The organism is Streptomyces gilvus (assembly GCF_022513565.1).
Classification (GTDB): domain Bacteria; phylum Actinomycetota; class Actinomycetes; order Streptomycetales; family Streptomycetaceae; genus Streptomyces; species Streptomyces gilvus.
The window spans coordinates 196,354-221,864 of the sequence record NZ_JAKWBE010000010.1 but is presented as its reverse complement, the minus strand read 5'-3'; the positions used below and the strand labels follow the sequence as shown (position 1 = coordinate 221,864).

Here is a 25,511-nt window from a genome sequence, read left to right as displayed (position 1 = left end):
TCGCCTCTAGGGTCGAGGACATGACCACACAGGAGACCACCGAGTACGCGCCCGAGCGGCCCGCCCGGCTGCGCTGGGCCCAGCACGCGCCCGAGGTCTACAAGGCGATGCTCCGCCTCGAGACCGCCGCCAGGCAGGGCCTGGACCCGACCTTGTACGAGCTGGTGAAGATCCGGGCCTCGCAGATCAACCACTGCGCCTTCTGCCTGGACATGCACACCAAGGACGCCCTCACGGCCGGCGAGAGCGCGGAGCGGATCGTCCAGCTGAGCGCCTGGGAGGAGTCGAAGCACTTCTACACGGAGAAGGAGCTCGCGGCGATCGAGCTGACCGAGGCGATCACCGTCCTGACCGACGGGTTCGTGCCCGACGAGGTGTACGACCACGCGGCCAAGCACTTCGAGGAGGCCGAACTGGCGCAGCTGATCGCCGCGATCACCGTGATCAACGCATGGAACCGGTTCGGCGTGACCACCCGGATGGCGCCGGGCCACTACACGCCGGGCCAGCACCGGTGAGCCGTACGCAGATCCTCGACCGCGCCGTCGGATCGGCCATGTCGGCACTCAGCGCGGCGGCGAAGCGGGGGCTCGGGGATCCCGCCCTCGCCGAGCTGGTCGTCATCCGGGCCTCGCAGCTCAACCACTGCGCCTTCTGCCTGGACATGCACCTCACGATCGCCCGCGAGCACGGGGTGAGCGAGAAGCAGCTGGATCTGCTGGCCGCCTGGGAGGAGGCCGGGGACGTCTTCGACGAGCGGGAGCGGGCCGCGCTCGCGCTGACGGAGGCGATCACCGTGCTGACGGAGGGCTTCGTACCGGACGAGGTGTACGACCGCGCGGCCGAGCACTTCGACGAGGGCCGGCTCGCCCATCTCATCGGCCTGGTCGTCGCCATCAACAACTGGAACCGGGTGATGGTCAGCCGCCGGATCCCGCCGGGAGGGTACACGCCATGAGCAAGGTCGATGTCTTCCGCGCCCTGCACCGCGGCCGCCTCCCGGGCGACCCCCTCGTACTGCCGGGGCCGTGGGACGCGGTCAGCGCGCGGGCACTGGAGGAGGCCGGGTTCCCGGCACTCGCCACGCCCAGCGCGGGGATCGCGGCCTCACTCGGGTACGAGGACGGGACGACCCCGGCCGACGAGATGTTCGCTGCGGTGGCGCGCATCTGCCGGGCGGTGGAGGTGCCCGTGTCGGCCGACGTCGAGGGCGGGTACGGGCTGGCGCCGACGGAGCTGGTGGAGCGGCTGCTGGAGGCCGGTGCCGTCGGCTGCAACCTGGAGGACTCGCACCGGGGCGTGCTCAAGGACCCGCGCGAGCACGCCGACTGGCTGGCCCAGGTCCGTTTCGCGGCGGGTGACCAGCTGTTCGTCAACGCCCGCGTCGACACCTTCGCGCACGGCGACGGCGACCCCGGACGGGCCATCGAGCGGGCCGCGTTGTACGTCGCCGCGGGCGCCGACTGCGTCTATCCGATCGACGCCCCGACGGACGTACTGCCCCTGCTGCGGTCCGGGATCCAGGGGCCGATCAACGTGAACGCCAAGCCGGCCGGCGGCCCCGAGCCCTCCGAACTCGGTGAACTCGGGGCCACGCGCGTCACCTTCGGGCCGACCCTGCAGCGCTGGGCGGCGCTGGCGTTCAAGGGGATGACGGACGAGCTGAAGAAGCGCTGGTGATCAGGACAGCCACGCCTTCCACGTGGACGCGTGGCCGTCCACCCACTTCTTCGCCGTCTGTTCGGGCGACAGCTTCTGGTCGGCGATCATCAGGGAGACCTCGTTCTGGTCCTCGGTCGTCCACCTGAACTTCTTCAGGAAGGCGGCCGCCTTGCCGCCCTTGTGCGCGAAGTCGGCGTTGAGGTACTTCTGCAGCGGGGTGTGCGGATAGGCGCAGGCCACCTTCGCCGGGTCCGCGTCGCAGCCCTCCTTGTACGGCGGCAGCTTCACCTCGGTCATGGGGACCTTCTTGAACAGCCACTGCGGGGCGTACCAGTACGTCAGGAAGGGCTTCTTCTCCTTGGCGAACTGTTTCATCTGGGTGATCTGCGCGGCCTCCGAACCGGCGAACACCACCTGGTAGTTCAGCTTCAGGTTCTTCACCAGCGCCTTGTCGTTGGTGACGTACGACGGCGAGCCGTCCATCAACTGGCCCTTGCCGCCGCTCTCCGCGGTGCGGAAGAGGGAGGCGTACTTGTTGAGGTTCTTCCAGTTCGTGATGTCCGGGTGCTGCCTGGCCAGGTACGTCGGCACGAACCAGCCGATGTGCCCGGTCACCCCGAGGCCGCCGCCGCGCGCGATGGTCTTCTTGTCGTCGACGTACCGCTTCTCCTGGTCGGGGTGGCCCCAGTCCTCCAGGATCGCGTCGACCCGGCCCTGGCTGAGCGCGTCCCAGGCGGGGACCTCGTCGACCTGCACGGTGTCGACGCGGTAGCCGAGCTTGTGCTCCAGCAGGTACTGGGCGACGGCGACGTTGGCCTGCGCGCCGACCCAGGACTGCACGGAGAGGGTCACGCTCCTGGTGCCCGCCGCGTTGACGAAGGGGGACGCCTGCTTGGTCATGTCGGCGGCGCCGCAGCCGGTGAGCAGGGCCAGCGAGGCGACGGCGGCGGTCGTGGTGACGCTCAGTCGCATGTCACGCTCCCTTCGTCGCGCGGCGCCGCGTCGGCTGGGTCACCCGGTCGAGCATCAGCCCCAGGCACACGATCGCCGCACCGGCCACCAGCCCCGTCGCCAGATCGCCCTGCGCGAGGCCGAAGACGACGTCGTAGCCGAGCGCGCCGCCGCCGACCAGGCCGCCGATGATGACGACGGCGAGGACGAGGACCACGCCCTGGTTGACGGCCAGCAGCAACGCGGGCCGGGCGAGCGGGAGTTGGACCTGGCGCAGCTGCTGGGCGGGGGTCGCGCCGAGGGAGCGGGCCGACTCCAGGGCGGCCGCATCGACCTGCCGCAGACCCTGGGTGGTGATCCGGACGACGGCGGGCAGGGCGTAGACCACGGCCGCCGCGACGGCGGGGGCGCGGCCGACGCCGAACAGGGCCACCACCGGGATCAGGTACACGAACTGCGGCATCGTCTGGAAGACGTCCAGGACGGGCCTGAGCAGGCGTTCGAAGCGGTCGCTGCGGGCCGCCGCGATGCCGGTCGCGAAACCGAGGACGAGGGTGACGGCGACGGCGGCCAGCACCTGGGAGAGCGTGTCGAGGGAGGGCTTCCACACGCCGAGCACGCCGATCGCGGCCATGGCGAGGACCGCGGTGAGCGCGGTGCGCCAGGTGCCGATCAGCCAGGCCAGGGCGGCGACCAGGAGCAGCACGGACCACCAGGGCAGCCACTGCAGACCGCCACGGACCGGGTCCAGGACCCAGGTGGTGAAGTGGCCCGCCCAGTCGGCGGTGCCGCCGACGACCGGGACGCCCGAGTAGAGGTGGGCGGTCATCCAGTCGACGGCGCTGTTGACCGGGTCGGCGATGTTCAGGGTCCAGGCCTCGGGCCAGTCGAGACGCCCCGCGAGCCGTCCGGCGAGCGCCACGGCGACGGCGCCGGCGGCCGCGTACAGCCAGGGGCGCACGCCCGCCGGCTCCTCGCCGGCGTTCTCGCCCGCGGCGCAGGTGACCCGGTCCAGGACGACGGCCAGCAGCACGATCGGGATGCCGGCCGCGAGGGCGGCGCCCACGTCGACGGAGGCCAGCGCCTGGTAGACGCGGTCACCGAGGCCGGCGGCGCCGATGACGGACGCGATGACCGCCATGGACAGGGCCATCATGATCGTCTGGTTGAGGCCGAGGAGGAGTTCCTTGCGGGCCAGCGGGATGCGCGCGGTCAGCAGCCGCTGGCGGGCGGTGGCGCCGAGCGAGTCGACGGCTTCGAGGACCTCCTTGTCGGCGCCGCGCAGGCCCAGGGAGGTGAGGCGGGCCATCGGCGGGGCGGCGTAGACGACGGTGGCCAGGACGGCGGCGGGGACGCCGATGCCGAAGACCAGGACGACCGGGAGGAGGTAGGCGAAGGCGGGCAGCACTTGCATGGTGTCCAGGACCGGGCGCAGGGCGCGGTCGAGGCGGTCGGACAGACCGGCGGCGAGGCCGAGCAGGGCGCCCACGGCCACCGACGCCAGGACGGCGACCACCATCAGGGCGAGCGTCTGCATCGTCGGGATCCACATGCCGAGCAGCCCGCAGGCCAGGAACGCGACGGCCGTGCCGAGGGCCAGCCGGACACCGGCGACCCGCCAGGCGACGAGGGCGCCGATGGCCGTCACCCCGGCCCAGCCCGCGGCGAGGAGAACCAGGTAGACGGCGCGTACGGAGATCACGACCGCGTTGCTGACGTAGCCGAAGCCGTAGAGGAACAGCGGGTGGCTGTCGCGGTTGTCGATGATCCAGTTGCTGGCGCCGGTGAGCGGCTTGGACAGGTCGACCGTGAGCGCGGCGGGCCAGCTGCCGCTCGCCCACCGGGCGTCGGCGAGCGGGACGAGGACCGCGGCGGCGAGGGCGAGCAGCAGCAGCTTCCGCACGGCCCGGTGTTTCAGGAAGCCCGCGGACAGTGGGACGGGCGCGGTGAGGGTGGCCATCAGGCGGCCTCCTTCTGCGGCTCGGTCCCGGCGACGACGCCGAGGAGCCTCTCGTGGTCGACGACGCCCAGACAGCGGCCGTCCTCCACCACACAGGCCGGCCTGCCGCTCGTGGCGACGACCTTGATGGCGTCGGCGACGAGTTCGTCCGGCGCGAGCGCGCCCGGGTGCTCCGGGCCCGCGCAGCCGCCGGGCCGCATGGCCGTGCGGACGGTCATGACCTGCTCCCGCGACACGTCCCGGACGAACTCGCGGACGTAGTCGTCCGCCGGGCTGCCCACGATCTCCTCCGGGGTGCCAAGCTGGACCACCCGGCCGTCGCGCATCAGCGCGATGCGGTCGCCGAGCTTGAGGGCCTCGCTCAGGTCGTGGGTGATGAAGACCATCGTGCGGCCCTCCTCGCGGTGCAGTCGCACGACCTCCTCCTGCATGTCACGCCGGATGAGGGGGTCGAGGGCGCTGAAGGGCTCGTCGAACAGCAGGACCTCCGGGTCCACGGCCAACGCCCGTGCCAGGCCCACTCGTTGGCGCTGACCGCCGGAGAGCTGGCCGGGGCGGCGCTGCTCCATGCCCTCCAGACCGACCTTGGCGACGACCTGCCGGGCGCGCGCCCGGCGCTCCGCCCTGCCGACGCCCTGGATCTCCAGGCCGTAGGCGACGTTGTCGAGGACGGTGCGGTGCGGGAGGAGGCCGAAGTGCTGGAAGACCATCGCGGCCCGGTGCCGGCGCAGTTCGCGCAGCCGGGACCGGTCCATGGCGCGGACGTCCTCGCCGTCGATGGCGATCGTGCCGGCCGTCGGCTCGATGAGGCGGGTGAGGCAGCGGACGAGCGTGGACTTGCCGGAGCCCGACAGGCCCATCACCACGAAGACCTCGCCCTTGCGCACGTCGAAGGAGACGTTCCGGACGGCGGCCGTGCAGCCGGTGCGGGCCCGGAGTTCGGAGGGCGCCAGCGTGGACAGCTCGGCGTCGCCGGGGACGCTGTCGGCCTTGGGGCCGAACACCTTCCACAGGTTGTCGACGGAGAAGACCGGCGCGTTCATCGGGCACCGCCCCCGATCAGGTCGACGGCCCTCTCACCGACCATGAGCACTCCGATCATCGGGTTCACGGCGGTCATCGTCGGGAAGACCGAGGCGTCGGCGATCCGGATGCCCTCCAGGCCGCGGATCCGCAACTCGGGGTCGACCACCGCGAGTTCGTCGTCGGCGGCGCCCATCTTGCAGGTGCCGGCGGGGTGGTAGACGGTGTGGGCGACCTTACGGGCGTACTCGCTCAGCTCCTCGTCGCCGGTCACCTCCGGCCCCGGGCACACCTCGCGCTTGAGCCAGCTCGCCAGCGGTTCGGTGCTCGCGATCTCGCGGGCGACGCGGATGCCGTCGACGAGGGTGCGGGCGTCGTAGTCGTCCTCGTCGGTGAAGTACCGGAAGTCCAGGGCCGGTTTGACCGACGGGTCCGCGCTCGTCAGACAGAGGCGGCCGCGGCTCCTCGGCTTGGGGATGTTGGGGGTCATCGAGACGCCGTACGCGGGGCGTTCGTAGCCCAGCCGTTCCGGGTTGTCGGTGAAGGGGATCTGGTAGAAGTGGAACATCAGGTCCGGGCCCGGGTGTCCGGGGTCGCGGCGCACGAACAGGCCGGCGTCGCTGTCCATCGCGGAGTTGTCCGGGATGGGTCCGTTCGTCTCCCAGACGATCACCGACTCCGGGTGGTCGAGCAGGTTCTCGCCGACGCCGGGCAGGTCGTGGACGACGGGGATGCCGAGGGCTTCCAGGTCCGCGCGCGGACCGATGCCGGAGTGCAGGAGCAGGCGCGGGGAGTCGACGGCCCCGGCGCACAGCACGACTTCGTCGCGGGCGCGTACGAGGATCTCCTCGCCGTCCTTGGTGCGGACGTGCACGCCTTCCGCGCGCGTGCCGTCGAACTCCAGCCGGTACGCCCAGGTCTCCAGCAGGATCGTCAGGTTGGGCCGCTCGTCCATCACGGGGTGGAGGTAGGCGACGGACGCGCTGGAGCGCTTGTTGGTCTCGGGGTGGTAGGCCAGGTCGAAGAAGCCGACGCCGTCGTCGAACGGCTTCTTGTTGAAGCCCTCGACACGGGGAACGTCGAGCGCCTTCTGGGCGGCGTCGACGAAGTCGCGGGCGATGGGGTTCCGGTCCTTCTCGTCGACCGGGACGATGTTGTTCTTCAGGCGCGCGAGGTACGCCTCCATCGGCACCGCGCCCCAGCCCTTGGCGCCGGCCGCCTCCCACTCGTCCCAGTCGGAGGGCAGCGGCTTGAAGGCGATCAGCGTGTTGTGGGAGGAACAGCCGCCGAGCACACGGGCCCGGCTGTGCCGGATGTGGGAGTTCCCGCGTGGCTGCTCGGTGGTGGGGTAGTCGTAGTCGAGTTCGCCGCCGAGCAGGCCCATCCAGCGGCGCAGCGTCAGGACGTCCTCTCTGCCGACGTCGCTGGGGCCGCCCTCGATGACGGCGACGGTGACGTCGGGGTTCTCGGTCAGGCGGGAGGCGATGACGGAGCCTGCGGTGCCGCCGCCGATGACGACGTAGTCGTAGAGATGGGGGGTCTCGGACATGAGGGGGTCGCTCCAAGGTGCGGGAAACGTACGGGAGTCGGGGGCTTCGTACGGGCGTGGGGGGCGTACGGAGGTCGCTGTGTCGTACGGAAGTCGCGGGTGGGTACGGGAGTCGGTGCTCAGCCCGTGAACCAGCGCACCGGCTTCGGCGCCAGGTTCTGGTACACGTGCTTGGTCTCGCGGTACTCGGCGAGGCCGGCCGGCCCCAGCTCGCGGCCGACGCCGCTCTTGCCGAAGCCGCCCCACTCCGCCTGCGGGAGATAGGGGTGGAAGTCGTTGATCCAGACGGTGCCGTGCCGCAGCCGGCCGGCGACCCGGCGGGCGCGGCCCGCGTCGGAGGTCCAGACGGCGCCGGCGAGGCCGTACTCGGTGTCGTTGGCGAGGGCGACGGCCTCGTCCTCGGTGCGGAAGGTCTCCACCGTCAGCACCGGTCCGAAGACCTCCTCGCGGACGACCTTCATCTCGCGGTGGCACTGGTCGAGGACGGTCGGCTCGTAGAAGTAGCCGGACACGGGACGCTCCGGCGCCGGTACGGGCCGCCGGCCGCCCGAGCGCAGCACCGCGCCCTCCGCGAGCGCCGAGGCGACGTACGCCTCGACCTTGGCGCGCTGCTGCTCGGAGACGAGGGGGCCGCACTCGACCCCGTCCTCGGTGCCGCGGCCGAGGCGTATCCGGCTTGCCCGGCGGGCGAGTTCGGCGACGAAGCGCTCGCGCAGCGACTCCTCGACGATGAGGCGGGCCCCGGCCGAGCAGACCTGACCGCTGTGGATGAACGCGGCATTGAGGGCCTGATCGACGGCGGTGTCGAAGCCCTCCTCGGAGGCGCAGGCGTCGGCGAAGACGACGTTGGGGTTCTTGCCGCCGAGTTCGAGCGCGACCTTCTTCACGGTCGGGGCGGCCGCCTGCGCGACCTTGGTGCCGCTGACCAGGCCGCCGGTGAAGGAGACCAGGTCGACGTCGGGGTGCTCGGCGAGCCGGGCGCCGACCGAGTGGCCGGGTCCGGTGACGACGCCGGCGACACCCGCGGGCAGCCCGGCCTCGGTGAGCAGGTCGATGAGGGCGACCGTGGTGAGCGGGGTGATCTCGCTGGGCTTGACGACGAAGGTGTTGCCGGCCGCGAGCGCCGGGGCGATCTTCCAACTGGCCTGCAGGAGGGGGTAGTTCCAGGGAGTGATCAGCGCGCAGACGCCGACCGGTTCGTGCACGACCACGCTGTGGACGTCGGGCGAGCCGGCGTCGACGACCCGGCCCGGCGCCTCACCGGCGACCAGGTCGGCGAAGTAGCGGAAGGCGTCGGCGACACAGTCGATGTCGACCCGGCCCTCCTCCACGGTCTTGCCCGCGTCCTGGCTCTCCAGCCGGCCGAGGCGTTCGCGGTCGCGTACGAGAAGATCGGCGACGCGGCGCAGCAGCGCGGCGCGCTCGGCCGCGGGGGTGCGGGGCCAGTCGCCGTGGTCGAAGGCCTCCCGGGCGGCCGCGACCGCCAGGTCGGTGTCCTTCTCGTCACCCTCCGCGACCAGGGCGAAGGGCTGCCCGTCCGCGGGGTCGAGGATCTCTCGCGTGGCGCCGGAGACGGCTTCCCGCCATTCTCCCGCCACGTGGATGGTCGCCTGCGCGTCGAGCTCCGGTGCTTGCGCCCTGTCCGCCATGTTCGGTACTGCCTTCCGTTCCTGTTCAGCTCCCGTGAGTCACACCGGTGTCACCCACCGGGACCGTGAGCACCTGCCCTCCGCCTCTGATTGCATGCGCAATCCATGGCCGAAAGTGCGCTGTGTCACTGAACGTGCGGGCAAATAGGGCAAACCGTAGGCTGAGCCGTGACGCGCACCACGGAGGTGAGGTCATGCACGGCAGGGCTCTGGTGTGTACGGCGGCGAGCGTGGCGCTCGCCCTCGCCCCGGCCGCGCTCGCCGCGGCCGACGACGGCGGTGGGCTCTCCGCCCGGCAGTTGGCAGAGCAGGCGAAGAAGAACCTCCTGGACGCCACGTCCGTCCATCTGAAGCTCACGGACCGCGGGGTGGGGGTGGCTCACAGCAAGACCCAGCCGAGTTTCATGGATCTGACGCTCGACCGGGACGGCAACTGTGTCGGCACCCTCCGCATGGGCGGTCACGGCGGCAGCGTCGACCTGGTCAAGCGGGGGGAGCAGGTGTGGATGAAGCCGGACACCGCGTTCTGGAAGACGCAGGTGCCCGGGGCGCAGGGCGACGCGGTCGCCGAGCTCTTCAAGGGCCGCTACATCCACGGCACGACGAAGGACGCCATGCTCAAGGGGCTGTCGGACACGTGCGATCTGGCCGCCTTCCAGCATCAGGTCGACACCGGGTCGTCGACGGGCGACAAGTCCCTGACGAAGGGCGCCGAGACGACCGTCGACGGCACGAAGGTGATTCCGCTGAAGGGCACGGAGGGCGGGAAGCGGTCGGTCCTGTACGTCACTTCGGGCGCTCCGCACCGGCTGGTCGAGGCCACCATGAAGGGCGGCCGCACCGACACGACGCTGGCCTTCTCGGACTACGACAAGCCGGTGCCGTCCGCCACGCCGTCGCCGGACCAGTCGGTGGACATCGGCAAGCTGCAGCAGCGGTTGCAGAACGCCTGAGTCAGTCGGTGCCCGGGTCGGGGTCGCAGGTGGTGTTCGGCGGGCAGAACCAGTCCAGCGCGGTGGTGAGTTCGGTGAGCTGCTCTTCGCTGCCGTCGGACTTGGGGCCGTAGGCGGCGATGGCGTAGATGTTGCCGTCCTGGCCGACGAAGCGTTCGTCGTAGACGTGCCAGGTGCCGACGTCGGGCTCGCCCTTGATGGTGTCGGCGAGGTACTCCAGCCGGGCCCCGGTGAACCGGCCGTCGTCCAGGGTCCGCAGGGCGAGCTTCTTGAAGCCGGCGGGCTTGGGGGTCTGGTCGGACAGGTACAGGTCGAAGGAGGCCTGCGGGGACTCCTCCTGCACCTGGTAGATCTGCAGCCGGTGCGTGCTGTCCGCGCTGCGGTAGTTGACCACGTCGATCCCGAACTGCGAGGGCACGGTGGTACGGGTCCAGCCCTCCGGTACGGCGATCCGGAACCCCTCCCCGTCGTCGAGCAGTTCGTATCCGGCGGGCGGTGCGGAGGGCGAGGGGGAGGACGTCGTGGTGTCCTCGACGAGCGGTGACGGCGATGGGGTGGGCGACTCGCTCGCCGTCACGGACGACCCCGCGGCGACGGGCTCCTTGTGTCCGCCGCCGCTCCTCCCCACGACCAGGGTCACCACGAGACTGACGACGACCCCGACGACGGCGGCCCCGACCACCACGGACCACACGAGCCGCCGACTGAGCCCCCCACCGCCGGCGTCCTGCTGCTCCGGGGGCGTCCACGAGACCCCGGAACTCCACTCGGGCACGGTCCCCCAGGAGGCCCCACTGGACCACTCGGGCGCGGGGCCTCCGGCCTGGCCGCCACCTGCCGCACCGGAGGCGCCGGTATCAGCAGGAGAACCCGCGACGCCCGAATCAGCCGACGCCGCCCACGCACCACCGCCCCCGGCCGAACCCGAGGCACCGGTCCCGGCCCCCGAATCCACCGCGGTCCCCCCGGCTCCGGGCCCGTGCCACCCACTCCCGCCTCCCGCACCGGGCCACCCACCGGGCAGGGGCGGAACAAGGGGGGCCGGCGGTTGAGAGCCGACACCCCCCGCATCCCCGCCCTCCGAGACACCGGCGCCCGCCCCGTCAGCGTCGGCCACAGCATCAGAGCCACTGACGTCGGCCCCCGGTCCGCCCGCCCCCGGCCACCCCGGGGGCGCGGACGTCGGCTCCACCGTCGGATGACTCCCCGTGCTGTCCTCCCAGCGCTGGGTGTCCTCGTTCCAGTACTGTCCGCCCCCGCTCATCGGCTGTGTCTCACATCCCCAGGAGGCCGGCCAGGGCGCCGGCGGAGGCCAGGAAGGTGACCAGGGCCTGGGAGTCGGAGAGCAGTTCCCTCAGGCGTTCGCGGCGGGTGGGGCCGGCCTGGCCCGTCGTCGCGATCTCCGTCTCCGTCTCCGCGAGGGCCTCGTCCAGCGCGGCCGTCTGCTCGGTGCCGCGCACCCGTTGGGCCAGGTCGGCCCGCAACTCCCGCACAGCGGCGAGAAGTTGTTCGGTCGCCTCGTCGCGCTGCGGACCCGTGCCGTGGTGCACGTGGTGGCTCTCGGCATGCGACTGGCTGCCGATGGCGAAGGTGTTGTTGCCCGAGATGTCGCCGATGTTGACGCTCGGCTCGTTACTTGCCACTGCTGTCGGCTCCCTTCGGCGGCACCGCACCGCCCGAGACACTGGAGGAGGCGGCGGACGAGCCGCTGCCGACCGCGAAGGTGGACCCCTCGATCCGGCCGATGTTCACGTCCCCGTTGCTGATGTTGACGACCTTCTGGACGAACTCCCCGGTCTCGTAACCGGATTCGGCGAGCGCGGCCCGCACCCCGTTCGCCACCCTGTCCTGCACGCTCTTCAGGTAGCGCACCACGTCCATCTCCTGGAACGTGGAACCGGCCGGCGCCGCCCCCAACTCCCGCACGGACAGACCCGGTCCGTCGGGCAGCGCGCCCGCGTAGCCGCCGGTCAGCAGCCGCCACACGTACACCAGCCCCCGGCCCAGCTGACCCAGCGAGCGGCCGACCGACGACGGCACCAGGACGGCCGCGCCCGCCGCCTTCCCGGCCAGGTTGTTGTGCCGGAACCGGTGCGCCATCCGGTCGGCGTCCTTGAAGTCGGCGCGCACCGGCGTCAGCACGTGCGGCGCGATCTCCAGCATCAGCATCCGCCCCTGCGTGTGGATGCGCACGAAGACCGTGACGACCAGCTCCTCCTCCCAGCCGCCGACCCGGATGCGCAGGAAGTGCCGCCGCTTCTCGGCGCCCTCCTCGACCGCCCGGGCCCGGTGCTCCTCGAAGGCCTGCGGGGTGTACGGCGCCTGATCCCGGGTGAGCAGCCCCTCGGCCGGCAGGAACACGCACTCGTCGATCTCCAGCCAGCGCAGCCGGTCACGGACCCCGGGGCCCGCGAACTCGGCCGGGACACGCAGCTGTTCGAGCAGCGGACGGATCCGCTCCAGGACCGTGCGGTTGCTGAGCGGCTGCTGCTTCCGCTCCTCGTCCGGGCGCAGTTCGACGGCCAGCACCCAGGTGTCGTACGCGGCGCCCGCCCCGCAGAACGGCCGGGCCTCGTGGTACATGATCAGCGGCGCGTGCTGTTCGAGCCGGATGCGCTGCTTCAGCCGCTGGAAGCGCGGGTTGTCGGCCTGCTCGGCGGGGTCGTTCGCCGCGTCACCGAACCGCTGCGGGGAGAGTTCGGCGGCCAGCGCCCGGCTCACCTGGTTGCGCTGGGCGTATCCGCACCAGGCGATCAGCGCGAGCACGCCCAGCCCCAGCCAGGCCCGCCACGGCTCGATCAGGTCGGTGATGGTGCTCGGCGAGAACACGTCCGTGAAGCTCGACGAGTCGGAGTAGGGGTCGTACCGCAGGGAGGACGAACCGCTGTCCGAGCCGCTGCCGAACGCCGCGATCAGGGTGAACACCAGCATCACCGCGAAGGACAGCCGGCCCCACCAGCGGGCCAGGAACGCGGGGACCAGCCGCCACAGCGGGGGCTGCTCGGCCCGCCCCCTGATCCAGGGCGCGAGGGCGAGGGCCACGCTGGGCCAGATGAAGAAGGCCAGCAGGCCCCCGCTGAGCACCCCTCCGACCACCCACAGGCCGAGGATCGCCCCGGCCCAGAGCAGCTCGAAGCGGCGGGCGCGCAGGGCGTGGGCGAGGACCCGGGCGGCGTCGAAGCCGAGCGAGGGCGCGACGATCCGCTGTTCGTTGAGCTGCAGTTCCTCGATGACCCGGTCGCGGTAACCGGAATCCAGATAGGCGCCCGCGCACAGCAGCCGGGTCGCCTCGCTGGCGTGCGGTGGGACGGGCGGTGTCGGCGGCGCCCCCGTGGCGACCACGGGCTGCGGTTGCTGAGGCACGTAAGCGGTACTCACGCTACTCCCCCGATGCGTGGAAAGACCGTTGTCAGACGTTCAGTTGACAAACCATCAGCATAGAGGTGCAGGTGGGATGGGGAAAGCGGAATGCCGAGGGATGAACCGATCCGGGTGACAGCCGGCCGCGCGGGGTCGAGCCGACGCGCCTGGGTCAGAGTTCGCGCTCGGACCATCCGGCCAGCAGTTCCCGGACCGTCCGCCTGAGCCATGCGTGGGCCGGATCCGCCTCGTGCCGCGGATGCCAGGCCAGCCCCAGGTCCAGCGGCGGCAGAACCAGCGGCACCTCGAACACGGCGAGATCGAGCGCGGCGGCGAGCGGTAGTGCCCAGGAACTGATCAGACCGACCAGGTCGCTGTCCCGTACGACGAACAGGGAGGCGGGAAGGGTCCCGATCGTGCCCGCCACGCGCCGCGTGAGCCCCAGGGCGGCGAGCGCGTCGTCGACCGGTCCGAGCAGCCTGCCGCGGCGCGAGACGATCAGGTGATCCGCCTCCGCGGCGAACCGCGCGGCCGTCAACTCCCCCTCCAGCAGCGGATGACCGGCCCGTACGACGCCGAGCATCCGGTCCTCGACCCGCGCGTCTTCAGGTCGCCCCGGCTGCGTGCCGCCTCCCTGGGCATGGCCACCGGCTTCTTCGGCCTGTTCGCCCTCTTCTACGTCAACTCGCAGTACCTGCAAGGCGTGAAGGGGTACGGCCCCGCCCTGACCGGCGTCGCGATCGTGCCGCTGATCGTCGGCATGGCGCTCACGCAACGGCTGGCGACGCGCTGGACGTCGTACCCCCGACCGGTCATCGGCACCGGCCTCGCGCTCATCGGTCTGGGGCTGCTCGGCGCGTCCACCGCGGACGCGGGCACGCCCTACCCGGTGTACGCCTGCTGGCTGTTGGTGATCTCGGCGGGCGCCGGTCTGAGCATGCCCGCGCTGACGCTCGGGGTGGTCACCTCCCTCCCGGCCCACCAGGCGGGTCTCGGCTCCGGGCTCGGCACCTCGGCCCGCGAGATCGGCGCGGCCCTCGGCGTCGCCACCGCCGGCACGGTCCTGGCCGCCCATCCCGACTTCGCCCACGGCCTGGGCCCGGCCCTGCGCACGGCCGCCCTGCTGGTCCTGGCGGCGACGGCGGCGGTCGTGGCGGGATACGGCGGGGCCACCACAACGCGCACGATCGCGTCGAGCGGGAAACGCGTACTGTCGCGCTCAGCTCGCCCCTGACCTCCAACAGGAAAGGGCTGGACCAGGGCCTAGGTGCACTGGGCGCCGGTCGGGCAGAAGTACCGGACCGCGGTCCTCAGCGGCTCCCGCACCTGTTCCGGCGCCAGGCTCGCGGGGCCGCTGGCGCGGATCGCGTAGAGGGTGCCGTCGGCGGCCTCGAAGCGGTGGTCGATGACCTGGCGGGCGCCCTTGTCCTGGTCCGTGTAGCGGTACGTCAGCTCCGCCCAGGTGTCGCCGTGGTCCCGCTGGATCACCTGGTAGCCGGGCTGCTTGGCGAAGCCGAAGCCGGGGTCGGTCTCGGCCACGGTCAGCGACTCGTAGGGCGTGGACTCCGTGACCCGGAAAATCTGCAGCTGGCGGCCGTCGGCCGGGGAGTCGTAGTAGACGATCGGCGCGAGCTTGCCCTGCTTCTCGCGGCGGGTCCAGCCCTGCGGGACGTCGATCGCGTAGCCGACCGGGTCCTCGGCGCGGCGGTAGCCGGCGGCGGGCGAGGTGAGCAGCGAGGCCGACGGGTTCGCGGTGGCCGTGTCCGCCGGGCTGCTCGGCGGCTCGGAACCCTGGCTGTGCGCAGGACTGGTCGAGGCCGAGACACTGACGGAGCTTCCGGTCACGGGACCGGCCCCGGTGCCGGAGCGGTGGTCCCGGATCAGGTACCAGGTCCCGGCACCGGTCCCCGCGCCGACCGCGACCACCAGGGCGATCACGGCGAGCACCCGCCCGACCCGACGCCGGGGCTCCGACGGTGGGACGGGAGGCAGGGTGTACGGCGGTGTGGGAGCCCCGGTGTAGGCAGGGCCGGGCGGCATGGGGGACGCCGTGTACGCGGGGCCCGGCGGTGTGACGGGACCCGGCGGCGGTGTCGTCCAGGGCGGCGGGAAGGCGCCGCCGGTCTGCGTCTCGGCGGACGCCCACGGCGGGGGCGTCGTCCCACCGGTCTGTGTCTCGGCCGCGGCCCACGGCGGGGTGGCCCCCGTCTGCCCGTCGGACCAGGCGGCCCGGCCTCTCTCCTCGCTCGGTTCCCGCTCCGGCCCGGAGTCCGAGCCGGCGTCGTACTCGTCCCATCCGCTCATCGCGATCCCCCCGAATCACCCCTGGTGGGTACCGCCTTAGACGGTAGCGGCGAAAACGGGCGCGGGCCCCGTTCCGACCGAAACCGGAACAGGGCCCGTGCGGGCTCGTGACGAAACCGAGGAGATGGCGACCGTCAGATGGCGACCGTCAGATGAGGCCGAGACCGCGGACCGCCTCGCGCTCCTCCTCGAGCTCCTTGACGGAGGCGTCGATACGGGCGCGGGAGAACTCGTTGATGTCCAGGCCCTGGACGATCTCGTACTGGCCGTCCTTGGTGGTGACCGGGAAGGAGGAGATCAGGCCCTCCGGGACGCCGTAGGAGCCGTCCGACGGGATGCCCATGGAGGCCCAGTCGCCGTCCGCGGTGCCGTTGACCCACGTGTACACGTGATCGATGGCGGCGTTCGCGGCGGACGCGGCGGAGGACGCGCCCCGGGCCTCGATGATCGCGGCGCCGCGCTTGGCGACGGTCGGGATGAAGTCCTCGGCCAGCCACTTCTCGTCGCTGACGACCTCGGCGGCGTTCTTGCCGGCGACCGTGGCGTGGAAGATGTCCGGGTACTGGGTGGCGGAGTGGTTGCCCCAGATCGTCAGGCGCTTGATGTCGGCGACCGTCGAGCCCGTCTTCTTCGCGAGCTGGGTCAGCGCGCGGTTGTGGTCGAGGCGGGTCATCGCGGTGAAGCGCTCGGCCGGTACGTCCGGCGCGGCGGCCTGCGCGATGAGCGCGTTGGTGTTGGCCGGGTTGCCGACGACGAGGACCTTGATGTCGTCCGCGGCGTGGTCGTTGATGGCCTTGCCCTGCGGCTTGAAGATGCCGCCGTTGGCCTCGAGCAGGTCACCGCGCTCCATGCCCTTGGTGCGCGGGCGGGCGCCGACGAGGAGGGCGACGTTGGCGCCGTCGAAGGCGACGTTCGGGTCGTCGCTGATGTCGATGCCCTGGAGCAGCGGGAACGCGCAGTCGTCCAGCTCCATGGCCGTGCCCTCGGCGGCCTTCAGCGCGGGCGTGATCTCCAGGAGGCGCAGCTTGACCGGCACGTCCGCGCCGAGCAGCTGGCCGGAGGCGATGCGGAAGAGGAGGGCGTAACCGATCTGGCCGGCCGCGCCGGTGACGGTGACGTTCACGGGAGTGCGGGTCATGGCGTTCTCCGTAGGACAGCTGGCGGTGGTCGTCCGGGTGGGACGTACATCCGGGTAGGACGTACAAATGATCGATCTCTTGGTATCAAGAGAGATCCACAGGTCAGGCTATCGCGCATCCGGCATCCCGCACCGCCGGGCCCGTGTGGCCCACCCCACAGAGTGGAACCGTCCCGAAAAAATTCGGGACGGCACGCATGGGCCCGCCCATCCCGGGCACGCGAACCGTACCCCCACGGGAGTCCGGCACAGTCGGTATCCCCCACCAGGCGGCCGCCCCAGTCCCCCTCTCCCGGACGGGCGGCCGCCCCCTTGTGCCGCTGCTCAGACAGCTACGGGGTGCATCCCTTCCGCCCGGACGCCAGCGTCGCGCATGCCTTCGCCTCGCCCGCGTCCTTCACGGCGACCATCGGCGTGTAGGCGATGGTGTCGCCGGCCTGGGTGATGCTGTCGCTCTCCTTGGCCGTACCGGCGGTGACCTGCACGGAGTCGCCCGGCGCGGCGGCCGTGATACGGCCCCACGCGGCGCCGCAGGTCTTGCTGTAGCGCACCTCCAGGGTGACCGTGCCGACGGTGGCGGTCTTGGCGGTCGTCACCGCGGAGGCGTCCTTGGTGCAGCCCATGGCCTCGGCGTCCTTGCCGGTGCAGGAGGCGCCTGCGCACTTCACACCGGCCGGGAGGTCGACGGAGCTGACGGAGGGCGAGGGCGAGGCCTTCGCGCTCCCGTGCTTGCCGCCGCCGCGGTCGGTCAGGTAGAACACCGCCGCCATCACGACCAGGACGCCGACCAGCCCCGCGAGGAACATCGTCAGCCGCCGGCGGCCGGCACCGGAGGAGGAACCTCCGCCGGACCCGGGGGTCTGCGGAGGCTCGCCGAACGCCCCCGGTGTGTCCGGCGTCCGGACGGACCCCTCGGACGCGGATCCCTGCTCGGGTGCGCCGAGCACCGGCGGGCGTGCGCCGGCCGGCGAGGGGCCCTGGTAGCCCGCCAGCCGCCAGGAGTTGACGCCGGAGGAGCCCGGCGAGGACGCGGCCTCGGAGTCCCCCGCGGCGCCGCCGCCGTCCGGTGTCTCCGACGGGACCGGCTGCGGCGGCACCGTCGGCGCCACTCCCGCGGGTCCCGCGATGCCCGGGGCCACCGTCGCGCTGCCGCTCCGGCCGGCCGCCTTGGCGCCCTTGGCGCCGTTGGAACCGATGGAACCGTTGGCGCTCGTCGCGGGAGGCGCCCCGAACTCCCCGAGCGCGGCGCGCGCCTGGGAGATGCGGATGGCCTCCATGGTCATGTCGTGGCGCATCTCCGACTTGCTCCAGGCACGCTCGGCGAGCTCCCACATGGTCGTCAGATGGACCGGGTTGGTCCCCGTGACCTCGGCCAGCGCCACGATCGCGCCCTTGGGTGCGAGCAGCCGGCCGTTCAGGTACCGCTCCCAGGACGTCTTGCTGTAGCCCGTACGGTCGGCCACCGACGCGACGCTCAGGCCACTACGGTCCACGAGCCGGCGCAACTGGCTCGCGAACTCCCTGACCTGCGGATCGAGTTCATCCGGCAAGGCCCTCCAACGAGGCATTGCTTCCCCCCTCTTCCCCCCTGCTTGCTGCTGCTCTCCTCGCGTCTTCCCCGCCCGTCCAGGATCTCAGTTACCGGAGTGGGGGCGCACGGGTGCATCCGCGGTCGGACTCGCCCACGCTAGCCCTCCCCTCGAACAATCCCGTGTCAGAGACGCAAACTTGTCAATACATCGACACAGCAGCCACACATGGACAACCCCACTCGTCCCGGACGTTTCCCCTCGCTCAAAGGCACCTCACCTCCAGGCACCTCACCTCCAGGGACCTCGCCCCAGTGCCACCACGCCCACGACCGCGATCAGCGCGGTGAGAACGAGCAGCAGCACCGCGTACCGCAGCAGCCGCCCCCCGTCCGCGGACGGTGTCGGTTCCGGGGTGTCCCACCAGGGCAGCGTGGGGTCGTCCTCGTACTCCCCCGCGCCCTGTTCCGCCGCGGGCCGCGCCGGCCGGGGCCAGGCCTGGACCGCCAGTTCCCAGCGGACGACGAAGCGCTCGGCGTCCGTCTCGGCCAGGCCCGCGATCCGGCACAGCGCGGCCACGGCCTGCCGGGGCGGGGGCTGGGTGCCGTTGAGATAGCGGTGCCAGGAGGACTTGCTGTACGCGGTCCTGGAGCCGAGCGCGACGAGACTGAGCCCCGTCCGGTCCTTGAGGAGCCGCAACTGCTCCACGAAGTGCCGCACCTCCGGCGGCATGTCCCCCGCCAGCGGCTGCCAGCCGCCCATCGCACACCTCCCGCATCGTCCTGAGCAGGTGACGACGCCGGTTCACCGATGGTTCCCGCGTGCCGTGCGCGTACCGGAACGGTCACTTCCGTGCCACAGCGCGCTGACAGCCGTTGAACAGGCCCTTCGCCGTGCAGGAGGGTGGTTCCCGCGACGGCCCGTCCTTGCTCGGGGGAGAGGACGGGCCGTCGTCGTACCGGGTTCCGGGTTCCGGGTTCCGGGTTCCCGTGCCTAACTGCTGCTGACCGTGAAGTGCAGCGTGTCCTTGAGGAACGGGATCTGCAGCCAGGGGTTGGGCTGCACCATCAGCGCCAGCAGCACGATCGCCAGGCCGAGGCCGCCGTAGGTGACGATGTCGGTGAAGCGCGAGCGGACGGCGAGCATGCCGACGTCGGGCAGGACCCAGCGCAGCGCGGCACCGGCCACGAGGGCGCAGCCGATCAGCAGGGTGCCGTACCGGAAGGCGTCCAGCGCGGTCAGCAGCAGGCCCAGCCCGACGACGCCGAGCACGGCAAGGATCGGCCACTGCCGCGCGGGCGCGGGAGCGTCACCGGGCGCGGCCCGGCCACCGCCCTCGGGCCGCGCGGTGTCCCGCGTGAACAGCGGAAACCGCCGGGTGGTGCGCCGAGGCACCCCTTCGGCATCGGGAGCACTGATGGCATCCCGCACGGTCTCCTCCCCGGCACCCTCCGCACGGCTCTCGCCCGCGCGCTGCGAGGTGCCGCCGACGCCGGCGGCGTCCCGACCGGCCCCGGGGGCACCCTGCGAAGTACCCCGGGCGCCGGGCGCGTCCTGACCGGCCTTCGCGCCGCCCTGCGGACTGCTGCCGCCGTCCTTCGCGCCGCCGTGCGGAGTGCTGCCGCCGTCCTTCGCGCCGCCGTGCGGAGTGCTGCCGCCGTCCGTCACATCCCGTCCGGCCTTCGCGCCGCCGCGCGAAGTGCTGTCGGCCTCCAAGGCGCCCTCCGTGCCCGTGGTGCCGGTCGTCGCGTTGATCGCCTCGCGGACCGCCGCCTCAGCCTGCTTCTCCGGGTCCTCCGGCACACTCCGCCGCCGGGCGTCCCGGGCGTCAGCCGACACTGCGCTCCGCCGCCTCGACCACGTTGACGAGCAGCTGAGCGCGGGTCATCGGGCCGACGCCGCCCGGGTTCGGAGAGATCCAGCCGGCCACCTCGGCGACCCCGGGGTGGACGTCGCCCACGATCTTGCCCTCGGCGCTGCGCGAGACACCGACGTCGAGGACGGCGGCGCCCGGCTTGACGTCCTCGGGCCGGATCAGATGGGCGGAACCGGCGGCCGCGACGATGATGTCCGCGCGCTTGAGGTGGGCCGCCAGGTCCCGCGTGCCCGTGTGGCACTGGGTGACGGTCGCGTTCTCGCTGCGCCGCGTGAGCAGCAGCGGCATCGGCCGGCCGATGGTGACACCGCGGCCGACGACCACGACCTCGGCGCCCTTGATCTCGACGCCGTACTGACGGAGGAGGGTGAGGACACCGTTCGGGGTGCAGGGCAGCGGCGCCGGCTCGTTGAGCACCAGCCGCCCGAGGTTCATCGGGTGCAGCCCGTCCGCGTCCTTGTCCGGGTCCATGAGCTCCAGGATCCGGTTCTCGTCGATGCCCTTGGGCAGCGGCAGCTGGACGATGTAACCGGTGCACGCCGGGTCCTCGTTGAGCTCCCGTACGACCGCCTCGATCTCCTCCTGCGTGGCGGTGTCCGGCAGTTCGCGCTGGATGGAGGCGATGCCGACCTGGGCGCAGTCGCGGTGCTTGCCCGCGACGTACTTCTGGCTGCCGGGATCGTCGCCGACGAGGATCGTGCCGAGGCCGGGCGTGACGCCCTTCTCCTTCAGCGCCGCCACGCGGGCGGTCAGATCGGACTTGATCGCGGCTGCGGTGGCCTTGCCATCGAGAATCTGGGCGGTCATGACCCCATCCTCGCGGATGACCGCCCCCCGGTTCCAATCAGGGTGCCGCCAGCGGCCACGCCCGCCCTCACGCCCATGATCAGCCAGATTGCACTTGCACAACACATCTGATTTCCGGCTGGACAAGTCACGCGGGGGTGAAGAAGCATGAACGGCGCAGTATCGCGGTTGATGTTCGGGGGGCAAACCGCTCACATCGTGTGATTCCTCCGTGCAATCCGCATCGTCCCCGCAGTGCAACGGAGGAAGACCGGCCATGAGTTTCGGCTCGCCCAACAATCCGTACGGTCAGCCGCAGAACCCGCAGCAGCCCGGTTACGGCTACCCGCAGCAGTCCCCGCAGGGAGTCCCGCCGCAGCAGGGTTACGGCTACCCCCAGCAGCCGGGTCAGCCCGGTTACGGCTACCCGCAGCAGCCCGGTTACCCGCAGCAGCCGGGCTACCCCCAGGGCGGCGGCTATCCCGGCGGCCCCGTTCCCAACGTCGCCTCGATGGGCCGCCGCTTCGGCGCCCGGCTGATCGACGGGCTGATCATCGGCGTGGTCTACATCGTCCTCACCTTCGCCGGCATCGCGGGCGCGGCGAACTCGGTCAAGGACTGCGACCCGAACGCCGCCGACTACAACACCTGCATCAACAACGCCGGCTCGGACTTCCTGGCCAAGTTCGGCGCGGTCTTCGGCATCATCATCGTCGCCAGCCTTCTCTACGAGGTGCTGATGGTCGGCCTGCTCGGCGCGACCCTGGGCAAGATGGCCGTCGGCATCCGCGTGGTGAAGGCCGACACCGGCCAGAAGCCGGGCGTGGGCTCGTCGTTCATCCGCTGGGTCATCCCGCAGGTCGGCAGCCTCCTCTGCGGCATCGGCTCGCTCCTGGTCTACCTGTCCCCGTTCTGGGACAAGTCCGGCCGCCAGCAGGGCTGGCACGACAAGGCCGCCAGCACGATGGTCATCCAGAACTGACCTCACCCCACCCACCGAACACCAAGGGCCGTGCCCACCCGCCAGAGGGGGGCACGGCCCTGGTGCGTGCCCCGTCCGGAGGCCCAAGAGCTGTGAGGCACTCATGAACATCCCCGACAACTGGCGGAAGTCCTCCTACTCCGGCGCCAGGGACGGCAACTCGTGCGTGGAGACATCCACCTCCCCCACCCACACAGCCATCCGCGACTCGAAGACCCGAACCACCGGCGTCCTCACCTTCCCCCGGGACCGCCTTCACCACCTTCATCCAAGCCCTGAAGACCCAGCCCTGGACGGCAAGCCCCAAACCTGACCCTGCTCCCTGACCTTCACGGAGCCCGTCCGCGTCACCCACCCCGTGCGTCCGCAGGTTCCGCAGCGCGGCGTTGACGACGCCCCCCGCACTCGCGCAGTGCGGGGGGCGTCGTCGCGTCCGTTCGGACAGGGGTCAGTGGAAGAAGTGGCGGGTCCCCGTGAAGTACATCGTCACGCCTGCCTTCTTCGCGGCCTCCACGACCAGTTCGTCGCGGACCGAACCGCCGGGCTGGACAACGGCCTTGACGCCGGCCGCGGTGAGGATCTCCAGGCCGTCGGGGAAGGGGAAGAAGGCGTCGGAGGCGGCGTAGGAGCCGCGGGCGCGCTCCTCGCCGGCCCGCTCGACCGCCAGCTTCGCGGAGTCGACGCGGTTGACCTGGCCCATGCCGACGCCGACCGAGGCGCCGTCCTTGGCGAGGAGGATCGCGTTGGACTTCACGGCACGGCAGGCCTTCCAGGCGAAGGCCAGTTCGGAGAGCTCCGCGGGGGACAGCGCCTCGCCCGTCGCCAGCGTCCAGTTGGCCGGGTCGTCGCCGTCCGCCTGGAGGCGGTCGGTGACCTGGAGGAGGGCGCCGCCGTCGACCGGCTTCAGCTCGACGGGGTTCGCGGGAGCCCCCGCAGCCTTCAGGACGCGGATGTTCTTCTTCTTGGCGAGGGCTTCGAGGGCCCCCTCCTCGTAGTCCGGCGCGACGATGACCTCGGTGAAGATCTCGGCGACCTGCTCCGCCATCTCCTTCGACACCGGGCGGTTGACGGCGATGACCCCGCCGAACGCCGACAGCGGGTCGCAGGCGTGCGCCTTGCGGTGCGCCTCGGCGACGTCCGAACCGACCGCGATGCCACAGGGGTTGGCGTGCTTGATGATCGCGACGCAGGGCTCTTCGTGGTCGTACGCGGCACGGCGCGCGGCGTCCGTGTCCGTGTAGTTGTTGTACGACATCTCCTTGCCGTGCAGCTGCTCGGCCTGCGCGAGACCGCCGGTGCCGGATACGTACAGCGCCGCGGGCTGGTGCGGGTTCTCGCCGTAGCGCAGGGTGTGCGCGCGCTCCCAGGTGCCGCCGAGGAAGTCGGGGAACTGCGAGTCGTCCACGGGGGCGTACGAGGACGCGAACCAGCTCGCCACCGCCACGTCGTACGCCGCCGTGTGCTGGAAGGCCTCCGCGGCCAGGCGCTTGCGGGTGGCGAGGTCGAAGCCGCCGTCGCGGACGGCCGCGAGGACGTCGGGGTAGCGGGCGGGGCTGGTGACGATCGCGACCGAGGGGTGGTTCTTGGCGGCGGCGCGGACCATGGAGGGGCCGCCGATGTCGATCTGCTCCACGCACTCGTCGGGGGTGGCGCCGGAGGCGACGGTCTCGCGGAACGGGTACAGGTTGCTGACGACCAGGTCGAACGGCTCGATGCCCAGCTCCGCCAGCTGCTCGCGGTGGCTCTCCAGCCGCAGGTCGGCGAGGATGCCCGCGTGCACCCGGGGGTGCAGGGTCTTGACGCGGCCGTCGAGGCACTCGGGGAAGCCGGTCAGCTCCTCCACCTTGGTGACGGGGACGCCCGCGGCGGCGATACGGCCGGCGGTGGACCCGGTGGAGACGAGCTCGACGCCCGCCTCGTGCAGGCCGCGCGCGAGGTCTTCGAGGCCCGTCTTGTCGTAGACGCTGACGAGCGCCCGGCGGATCGGCCGCTTGTTGGTCTCGGCGTTGGCGGTCACTGGATAACTACCTTTCGTCCCTCAATGCGATAGCCGTTGCGGGCGAGCCGCCCCACGACATCGACGAGCAGCCTTCGCTCGACTTCCTTGATGCGCTCGTGCAGAGCGCTCTCGTCGTCCTCGTCCCGGACCTCCACCACGCCCTGAGCGATGATCGGTCCGGTGTCGACGCCGTCGTCGACGAAGTGGACGGTGCAGCCGGTGACCTTGGCGCCGTACGCGAGCGCGTCGCGCACACCGTGGGCTCCGGGGAAACTGGGCAGGAGTGCGGGGTGGGTGTTGACGAACCGTCCGCCGAAGCGCGCGAGGAACTCCTTCCCCACGATCTTCATGAACCCGGCGGAGACCACGAGGTCGGGTTCATGGGCGGCGACGGCCTCGGCGAGGGCGGCGTCCCACTCCTCGCGCGTGCCGTAGTCCTTCACCTTGCGCACGAAGGTGGGCAGTCCGGCGCGCTCGGCCCGCGCGAGCCCCTCGATGCCCTCGCGGTCCGCGCCTACGGCCACGATCTCGGCGCCGTAGGCCTCGACCCCGGTGGCCGCGATCTCGTCGAGGAGCGCCTGCAGATTGGTGCCGGATCCGGAGACCAGCACGACGAGGCGCTTGACCACGGGCTTGGCGGCCACGATGGGGCCCTTTCTCGGGGGTACGTCGGGTGCGGTTCTGCGAGCGGCCGGACGCGCACGCTGGACGAGCACGGGCTTTGTACATTCGTACGAATGCTTCGCGCCCCGGGATACGGGGAAGTCTACGAAGCGGCCGACCGTCAGCAACGATACCGGCACATGCGGCGGCCCCCACGGGACGGGGGCGTGGCCGGAAGGTAGCGTCTGGGAGGAGCCGGCCCGGGAACGCGCTCGCCGTGCGGCGCGTTGACAGGGTGAAGCCTCCTGCAGGACCAGCCGTAATCGCCCAGTTCGCTGGGTTCGCCCAGTTCACGAAGTCACCAAGGGGAAGACGCTCTCTTGATGTCGGACCGCAGTCTGCGCCTCCATACGCTCTCCCCGCTCCCGGCACAGGGAGGGGAGCGGGACGCCGTGCTGCTGCGGGAGCGGCCGTCCTCGCCGCCGGACGCGCCGTCGGAGGGCGCACAGGGCGGCGAGCGGGACGGCGACCGCCAGGAGGACAACCCGTTCGCCCCGCCGCCGGAGGGCACCCCCGACCGGCCCTGGCAGCCGCGCCGGCCGGCGAACGGCGACGACTCCCAGGGCGACGAGAACTCCCACTCCCCGTGGGGCAACCAGTGGAGCGACCGCCAGCCGGGCCGCTCCTCCGGCGGCTTCGGCGAGCGCCCCGGCGCCCCCGGCCCGGAGGGCCCCGGCGGCAACACCCCCGACCAGGGCATGCGCTGGGATCCGGCCGACCCCGCGCAGCGCCGGGCGCGGTACGCGCTGCTGTGCGGCATGTGGGCCTTCTTCTTCGCCCTCTTCAGCTGGCCGTACGTGGCCCTGCTGCTGGGCGCGCTCGCCCTGTACTGGGGCATCAGCGCGCTCCGCGCCAAGCCCCGCGAGAACCCCGGTGCCTCCCCCGCCGACCAGGGCCGCCCCCAGCTGACGGCGGCGGTGACGGGCCTGGTCACCGCCTCCCTGGCCATCACCCTGGTCGCCGCGGCCTTCACGGCCCAGCTGGTCTACCGCGACTACTACACCTGCACGAACGACGCCCTCACGAACGAGGCGAAGCAGGCCTGCACAGACCACCTCCCCAAGGAACTGCGGGGTTTGCTGGGCACGAACAGCTGACGCTACCGACCGGGGGCGGGGCGGCACCGG

22 protein-coding genes and 3 pseudogenes are annotated in these 25,511 nt (G+C 71.8%); 8 read left to right on the top strand and 17 right to left on the bottom strand.

Going from position 1 to position 25,511, the window contains the following annotated elements; translation table 11 throughout:
* The first annotated feature begins 20 nt into the window (after window positions 1-20).
* The 3 genes from MKW14_RS18135 to MKW14_RS18125 are packed head-to-tail and all read left to right on the top strand — an operon-like array spanning window position 21 to window position 1,680.
* The gene (locus MKW14_RS18135) at window positions 21-518 is read left to right on the top strand and encodes a carboxymuconolactone decarboxylase family protein (protein ID WP_240863564.1); all 498 of its coding nucleotides are present in this window, start codon (window positions 21-23) and stop codon (window positions 516-518) included.
* A complete protein-coding gene (locus MKW14_RS18130) occupies window positions 515-958 on the top strand; it encodes a carboxymuconolactone decarboxylase family protein (protein ID WP_240863563.1) in 444 nt (147 codons plus the stop codon). The genes MKW14_RS18135 and MKW14_RS18130 overlap by 4 nt, the downstream gene beginning before the upstream one ends.
* Window positions 955-1,680 (top strand): isocitrate lyase/PEP mutase family protein, encoded by a 726-nt coding sequence (locus MKW14_RS18125; protein WP_240863562.1) that lies wholly within the window; start codon window positions 955-957, stop codon window positions 1,678-1,680. The genes MKW14_RS18130 and MKW14_RS18125 overlap by 4 nt, the downstream gene beginning before the upstream one ends.
* On the opposite strand, the gene MKW14_RS18120 is transcribed toward MKW14_RS18125, so the two are convergent.
* From MKW14_RS18120 to MKW14_RS18100, 5 genes are all read right to left on the bottom strand, one after another.
* Window positions 1,681-2,634: an ABC transporter substrate-binding protein gene (locus MKW14_RS18120; protein ID WP_240863561.1), complete on the bottom strand. Its 954-nt coding sequence runs from the start codon at window positions 2,632-2,634 to the stop codon at window positions 1,681-1,683. It lies immediately after the preceding gene.
* 1 nt (window position 2,635) lies between these two features.
* Entirely contained in the window at window positions 2,636-4,573 is a 1,938-nt protein-coding gene (locus MKW14_RS18115) for an ABC transporter permease (protein WP_240863560.1), read from the bottom strand.
* Window positions 4,573-5,616, bottom strand: a complete 1,044-nt coding sequence (locus MKW14_RS18110; protein ID WP_240863559.1) for a quaternary amine ABC transporter ATP-binding protein — start codon at window positions 5,614-5,616, stop codon at window positions 4,573-4,575. Before MKW14_RS18110 ends, MKW14_RS18115 begins: the two co-directional genes overlap by 1 nt.
* A complete protein-coding gene (locus tag MKW14_RS18105) occupies window positions 5,613-7,145 on the bottom strand; it encodes a GMC family oxidoreductase (protein ID WP_240863558.1) in 1,533 nt (510 codons plus the stop codon). The genes MKW14_RS18110 and MKW14_RS18105 overlap by 4 nt, the downstream gene beginning before the upstream one ends.
* A 119-nt stretch (window positions 7,146-7,264) precedes the next feature.
* Window positions 7,265-8,794 (bottom strand): aldehyde dehydrogenase family protein, encoded by a 1,530-nt coding sequence (locus MKW14_RS18100; protein WP_240863557.1) that lies wholly within the window; start codon window positions 8,792-8,794, stop codon window positions 7,265-7,267.
* 194 nt (window positions 8,795-8,988) lie between these two features.
* On the opposite strand from MKW14_RS18100, the gene MKW14_RS18095 reads away from it, so the two are divergent.
* Complete coding sequence (locus MKW14_RS18095) at window positions 8,989-9,747, top strand: LolA-like protein (protein ID WP_240863556.1); 759 nt, start codon at window positions 8,989-8,991, stop codon at window positions 9,745-9,747.
* 1 nt (window position 9,748) lies between these two features.
* On the opposite strand, the gene MKW14_RS18090 is transcribed toward MKW14_RS18095, so the two are convergent.
* From MKW14_RS18090 to MKW14_RS18075, 4 genes and pseudogenes are all read right to left on the bottom strand, one after another.
* Window positions 9,749-10,522 (bottom strand): serine/threonine kinase C-terminal domain-containing protein, encoded by a 774-nt coding sequence (locus MKW14_RS18090; RefSeq protein WP_240863555.1) that lies wholly within the window; start codon window positions 10,520-10,522, stop codon window positions 9,749-9,751.
* 499 nt (window positions 10,523-11,021) lie between these two features.
* Complete coding sequence (locus MKW14_RS18085; RefSeq protein WP_240863554.1) at window positions 11,022-11,390, bottom strand: hypothetical protein; 369 nt, start codon at window positions 11,388-11,390, stop codon at window positions 11,022-11,024.
* The gene (locus MKW14_RS18080) at window positions 11,380-13,125 is read right to left on the bottom strand and encodes an AbeC-like domain-containing protein (RefSeq protein ID WP_240863553.1); all 1,746 of its coding nucleotides are present in this window, start codon (window positions 13,123-13,125) and stop codon (window positions 11,380-11,382) included. The genes MKW14_RS18085 and MKW14_RS18080 overlap by 11 nt, the downstream gene beginning before the upstream one ends.
* 154 nt (window positions 13,126-13,279) lie before the next feature.
* Window positions 13,280-13,702, bottom strand: a pseudogene (locus MKW14_RS18075) (LysR substrate-binding domain-containing protein); the annotation flags it as partial.
* Here MKW14_RS18075 and MKW14_RS18070 point away from each other — a divergent pair.
* A pseudogene (locus MKW14_RS18070) lies at window positions 13,691-14,341 on the top strand (MFS transporter); the annotation flags it as partial. The pseudogenes MKW14_RS18075 and MKW14_RS18070 overlap by 12 nt on opposite strands.
* A 29-nt stretch (window positions 14,342-14,370) precedes the next feature.
* Here the strand turns inward: MKW14_RS18070 and MKW14_RS18065 are convergent.
* The 6 genes from MKW14_RS18065 to MKW14_RS18040 all read right to left on the bottom strand — a co-directional run bounded on the left by MKW14_RS18065 (window position 14,371) and on the right by MKW14_RS18040 (window position 20,761).
* Window positions 14,371-15,411: a serine/threonine kinase C-terminal domain-containing protein gene (locus MKW14_RS18065; RefSeq protein WP_240863552.1), complete on the bottom strand. Its 1,041-nt coding sequence runs from the start codon at window positions 15,409-15,411 to the stop codon at window positions 14,371-14,373.
* A 148-nt stretch (window positions 15,412-15,559) separates the two neighbouring features.
* Window positions 15,560-16,549 (bottom strand): malate dehydrogenase, encoded by a 990-nt coding sequence (locus MKW14_RS18060; protein ID WP_240863551.1) that lies wholly within the window; start codon window positions 16,547-16,549, stop codon window positions 15,560-15,562.
* A 332-nt stretch (window positions 16,550-16,881) separates the two neighbouring features.
* Window positions 16,882-18,099 (bottom strand): helix-turn-helix domain-containing protein, encoded by a 1,218-nt coding sequence (locus tag MKW14_RS18055; RefSeq protein WP_240863550.1) that lies wholly within the window; start codon window positions 18,097-18,099, stop codon window positions 16,882-16,884.
* A gap of 270 nt (window positions 18,100-18,369) precedes the next feature.
* The gene (locus tag MKW14_RS18050) at window positions 18,370-18,840 is read right to left on the bottom strand and encodes a helix-turn-helix domain-containing protein (RefSeq protein ID WP_240863549.1); all 471 of its coding nucleotides are present in this window, start codon (window positions 18,838-18,840) and stop codon (window positions 18,370-18,372) included.
* A 231-nt stretch (window positions 18,841-19,071) separates the two neighbouring features.
* Entirely contained in the window at window positions 19,072-19,509 is a 438-nt protein-coding gene (locus tag MKW14_RS41280; protein ID WP_308314606.1) for a DUF3017 domain-containing protein, read from the bottom strand.
* A 397-nt stretch (window positions 19,510-19,906) separates the two neighbouring features.
* Window positions 19,907-20,761: a bifunctional methylenetetrahydrofolate dehydrogenase/methenyltetrahydrofolate cyclohydrolase gene (locus tag MKW14_RS18040; protein WP_240863548.1), complete on the bottom strand. Its 855-nt coding sequence runs from the start codon at window positions 20,759-20,761 to the stop codon at window positions 19,907-19,909.
* Window positions 20,762-21,017: 256 nt separating this feature from the next.
* On the opposite strand from MKW14_RS18040, the gene MKW14_RS18035 reads away from it, so the two are divergent.
* On the top strand, window positions 21,018-21,722 hold the full coding sequence (locus tag MKW14_RS18035; protein WP_240863547.1) for an RDD family protein: 705 nt from the start codon (window positions 21,018-21,020) through the stop codon (window positions 21,720-21,722).
* A 103-nt stretch (window positions 21,723-21,825) separates the two neighbouring features.
* Window positions 21,826-22,048 (top strand): annotated as a pseudogene (locus tag MKW14_RS18030) (DUF397 domain-containing protein).
* Between the two features lie 122 nt (window positions 22,049-22,170).
* On the opposite strand, the gene purH reads toward MKW14_RS18030, so the two are convergent.
* Entirely contained in the window at window positions 22,171-23,739 is a 1,569-nt protein-coding gene (gene purH, locus MKW14_RS18025; protein WP_240863546.1) for a bifunctional phosphoribosylaminoimidazolecarboxamide formyltransferase/IMP cyclohydrolase, read from the bottom strand.
* Entirely contained in the window at window positions 23,736-24,365 is a 630-nt protein-coding gene (gene purN, locus MKW14_RS18020; RefSeq protein ID WP_208785643.1) for a phosphoribosylglycinamide formyltransferase, read from the bottom strand. The genes purH and purN overlap by 4 nt, the downstream gene beginning before the upstream one ends.
* A 342-nt stretch (window positions 24,366-24,707) precedes the next feature.
* On the opposite strand from purN, the gene MKW14_RS18015 reads away from it, so the two are divergent.
* Entirely contained in the window at window positions 24,708-25,481 is a 774-nt protein-coding gene (locus MKW14_RS18015; RefSeq protein ID WP_240863545.1) for a hypothetical protein, read from the top strand.
* Window positions 25,482-25,511: the final 30 nt, after the last annotated feature.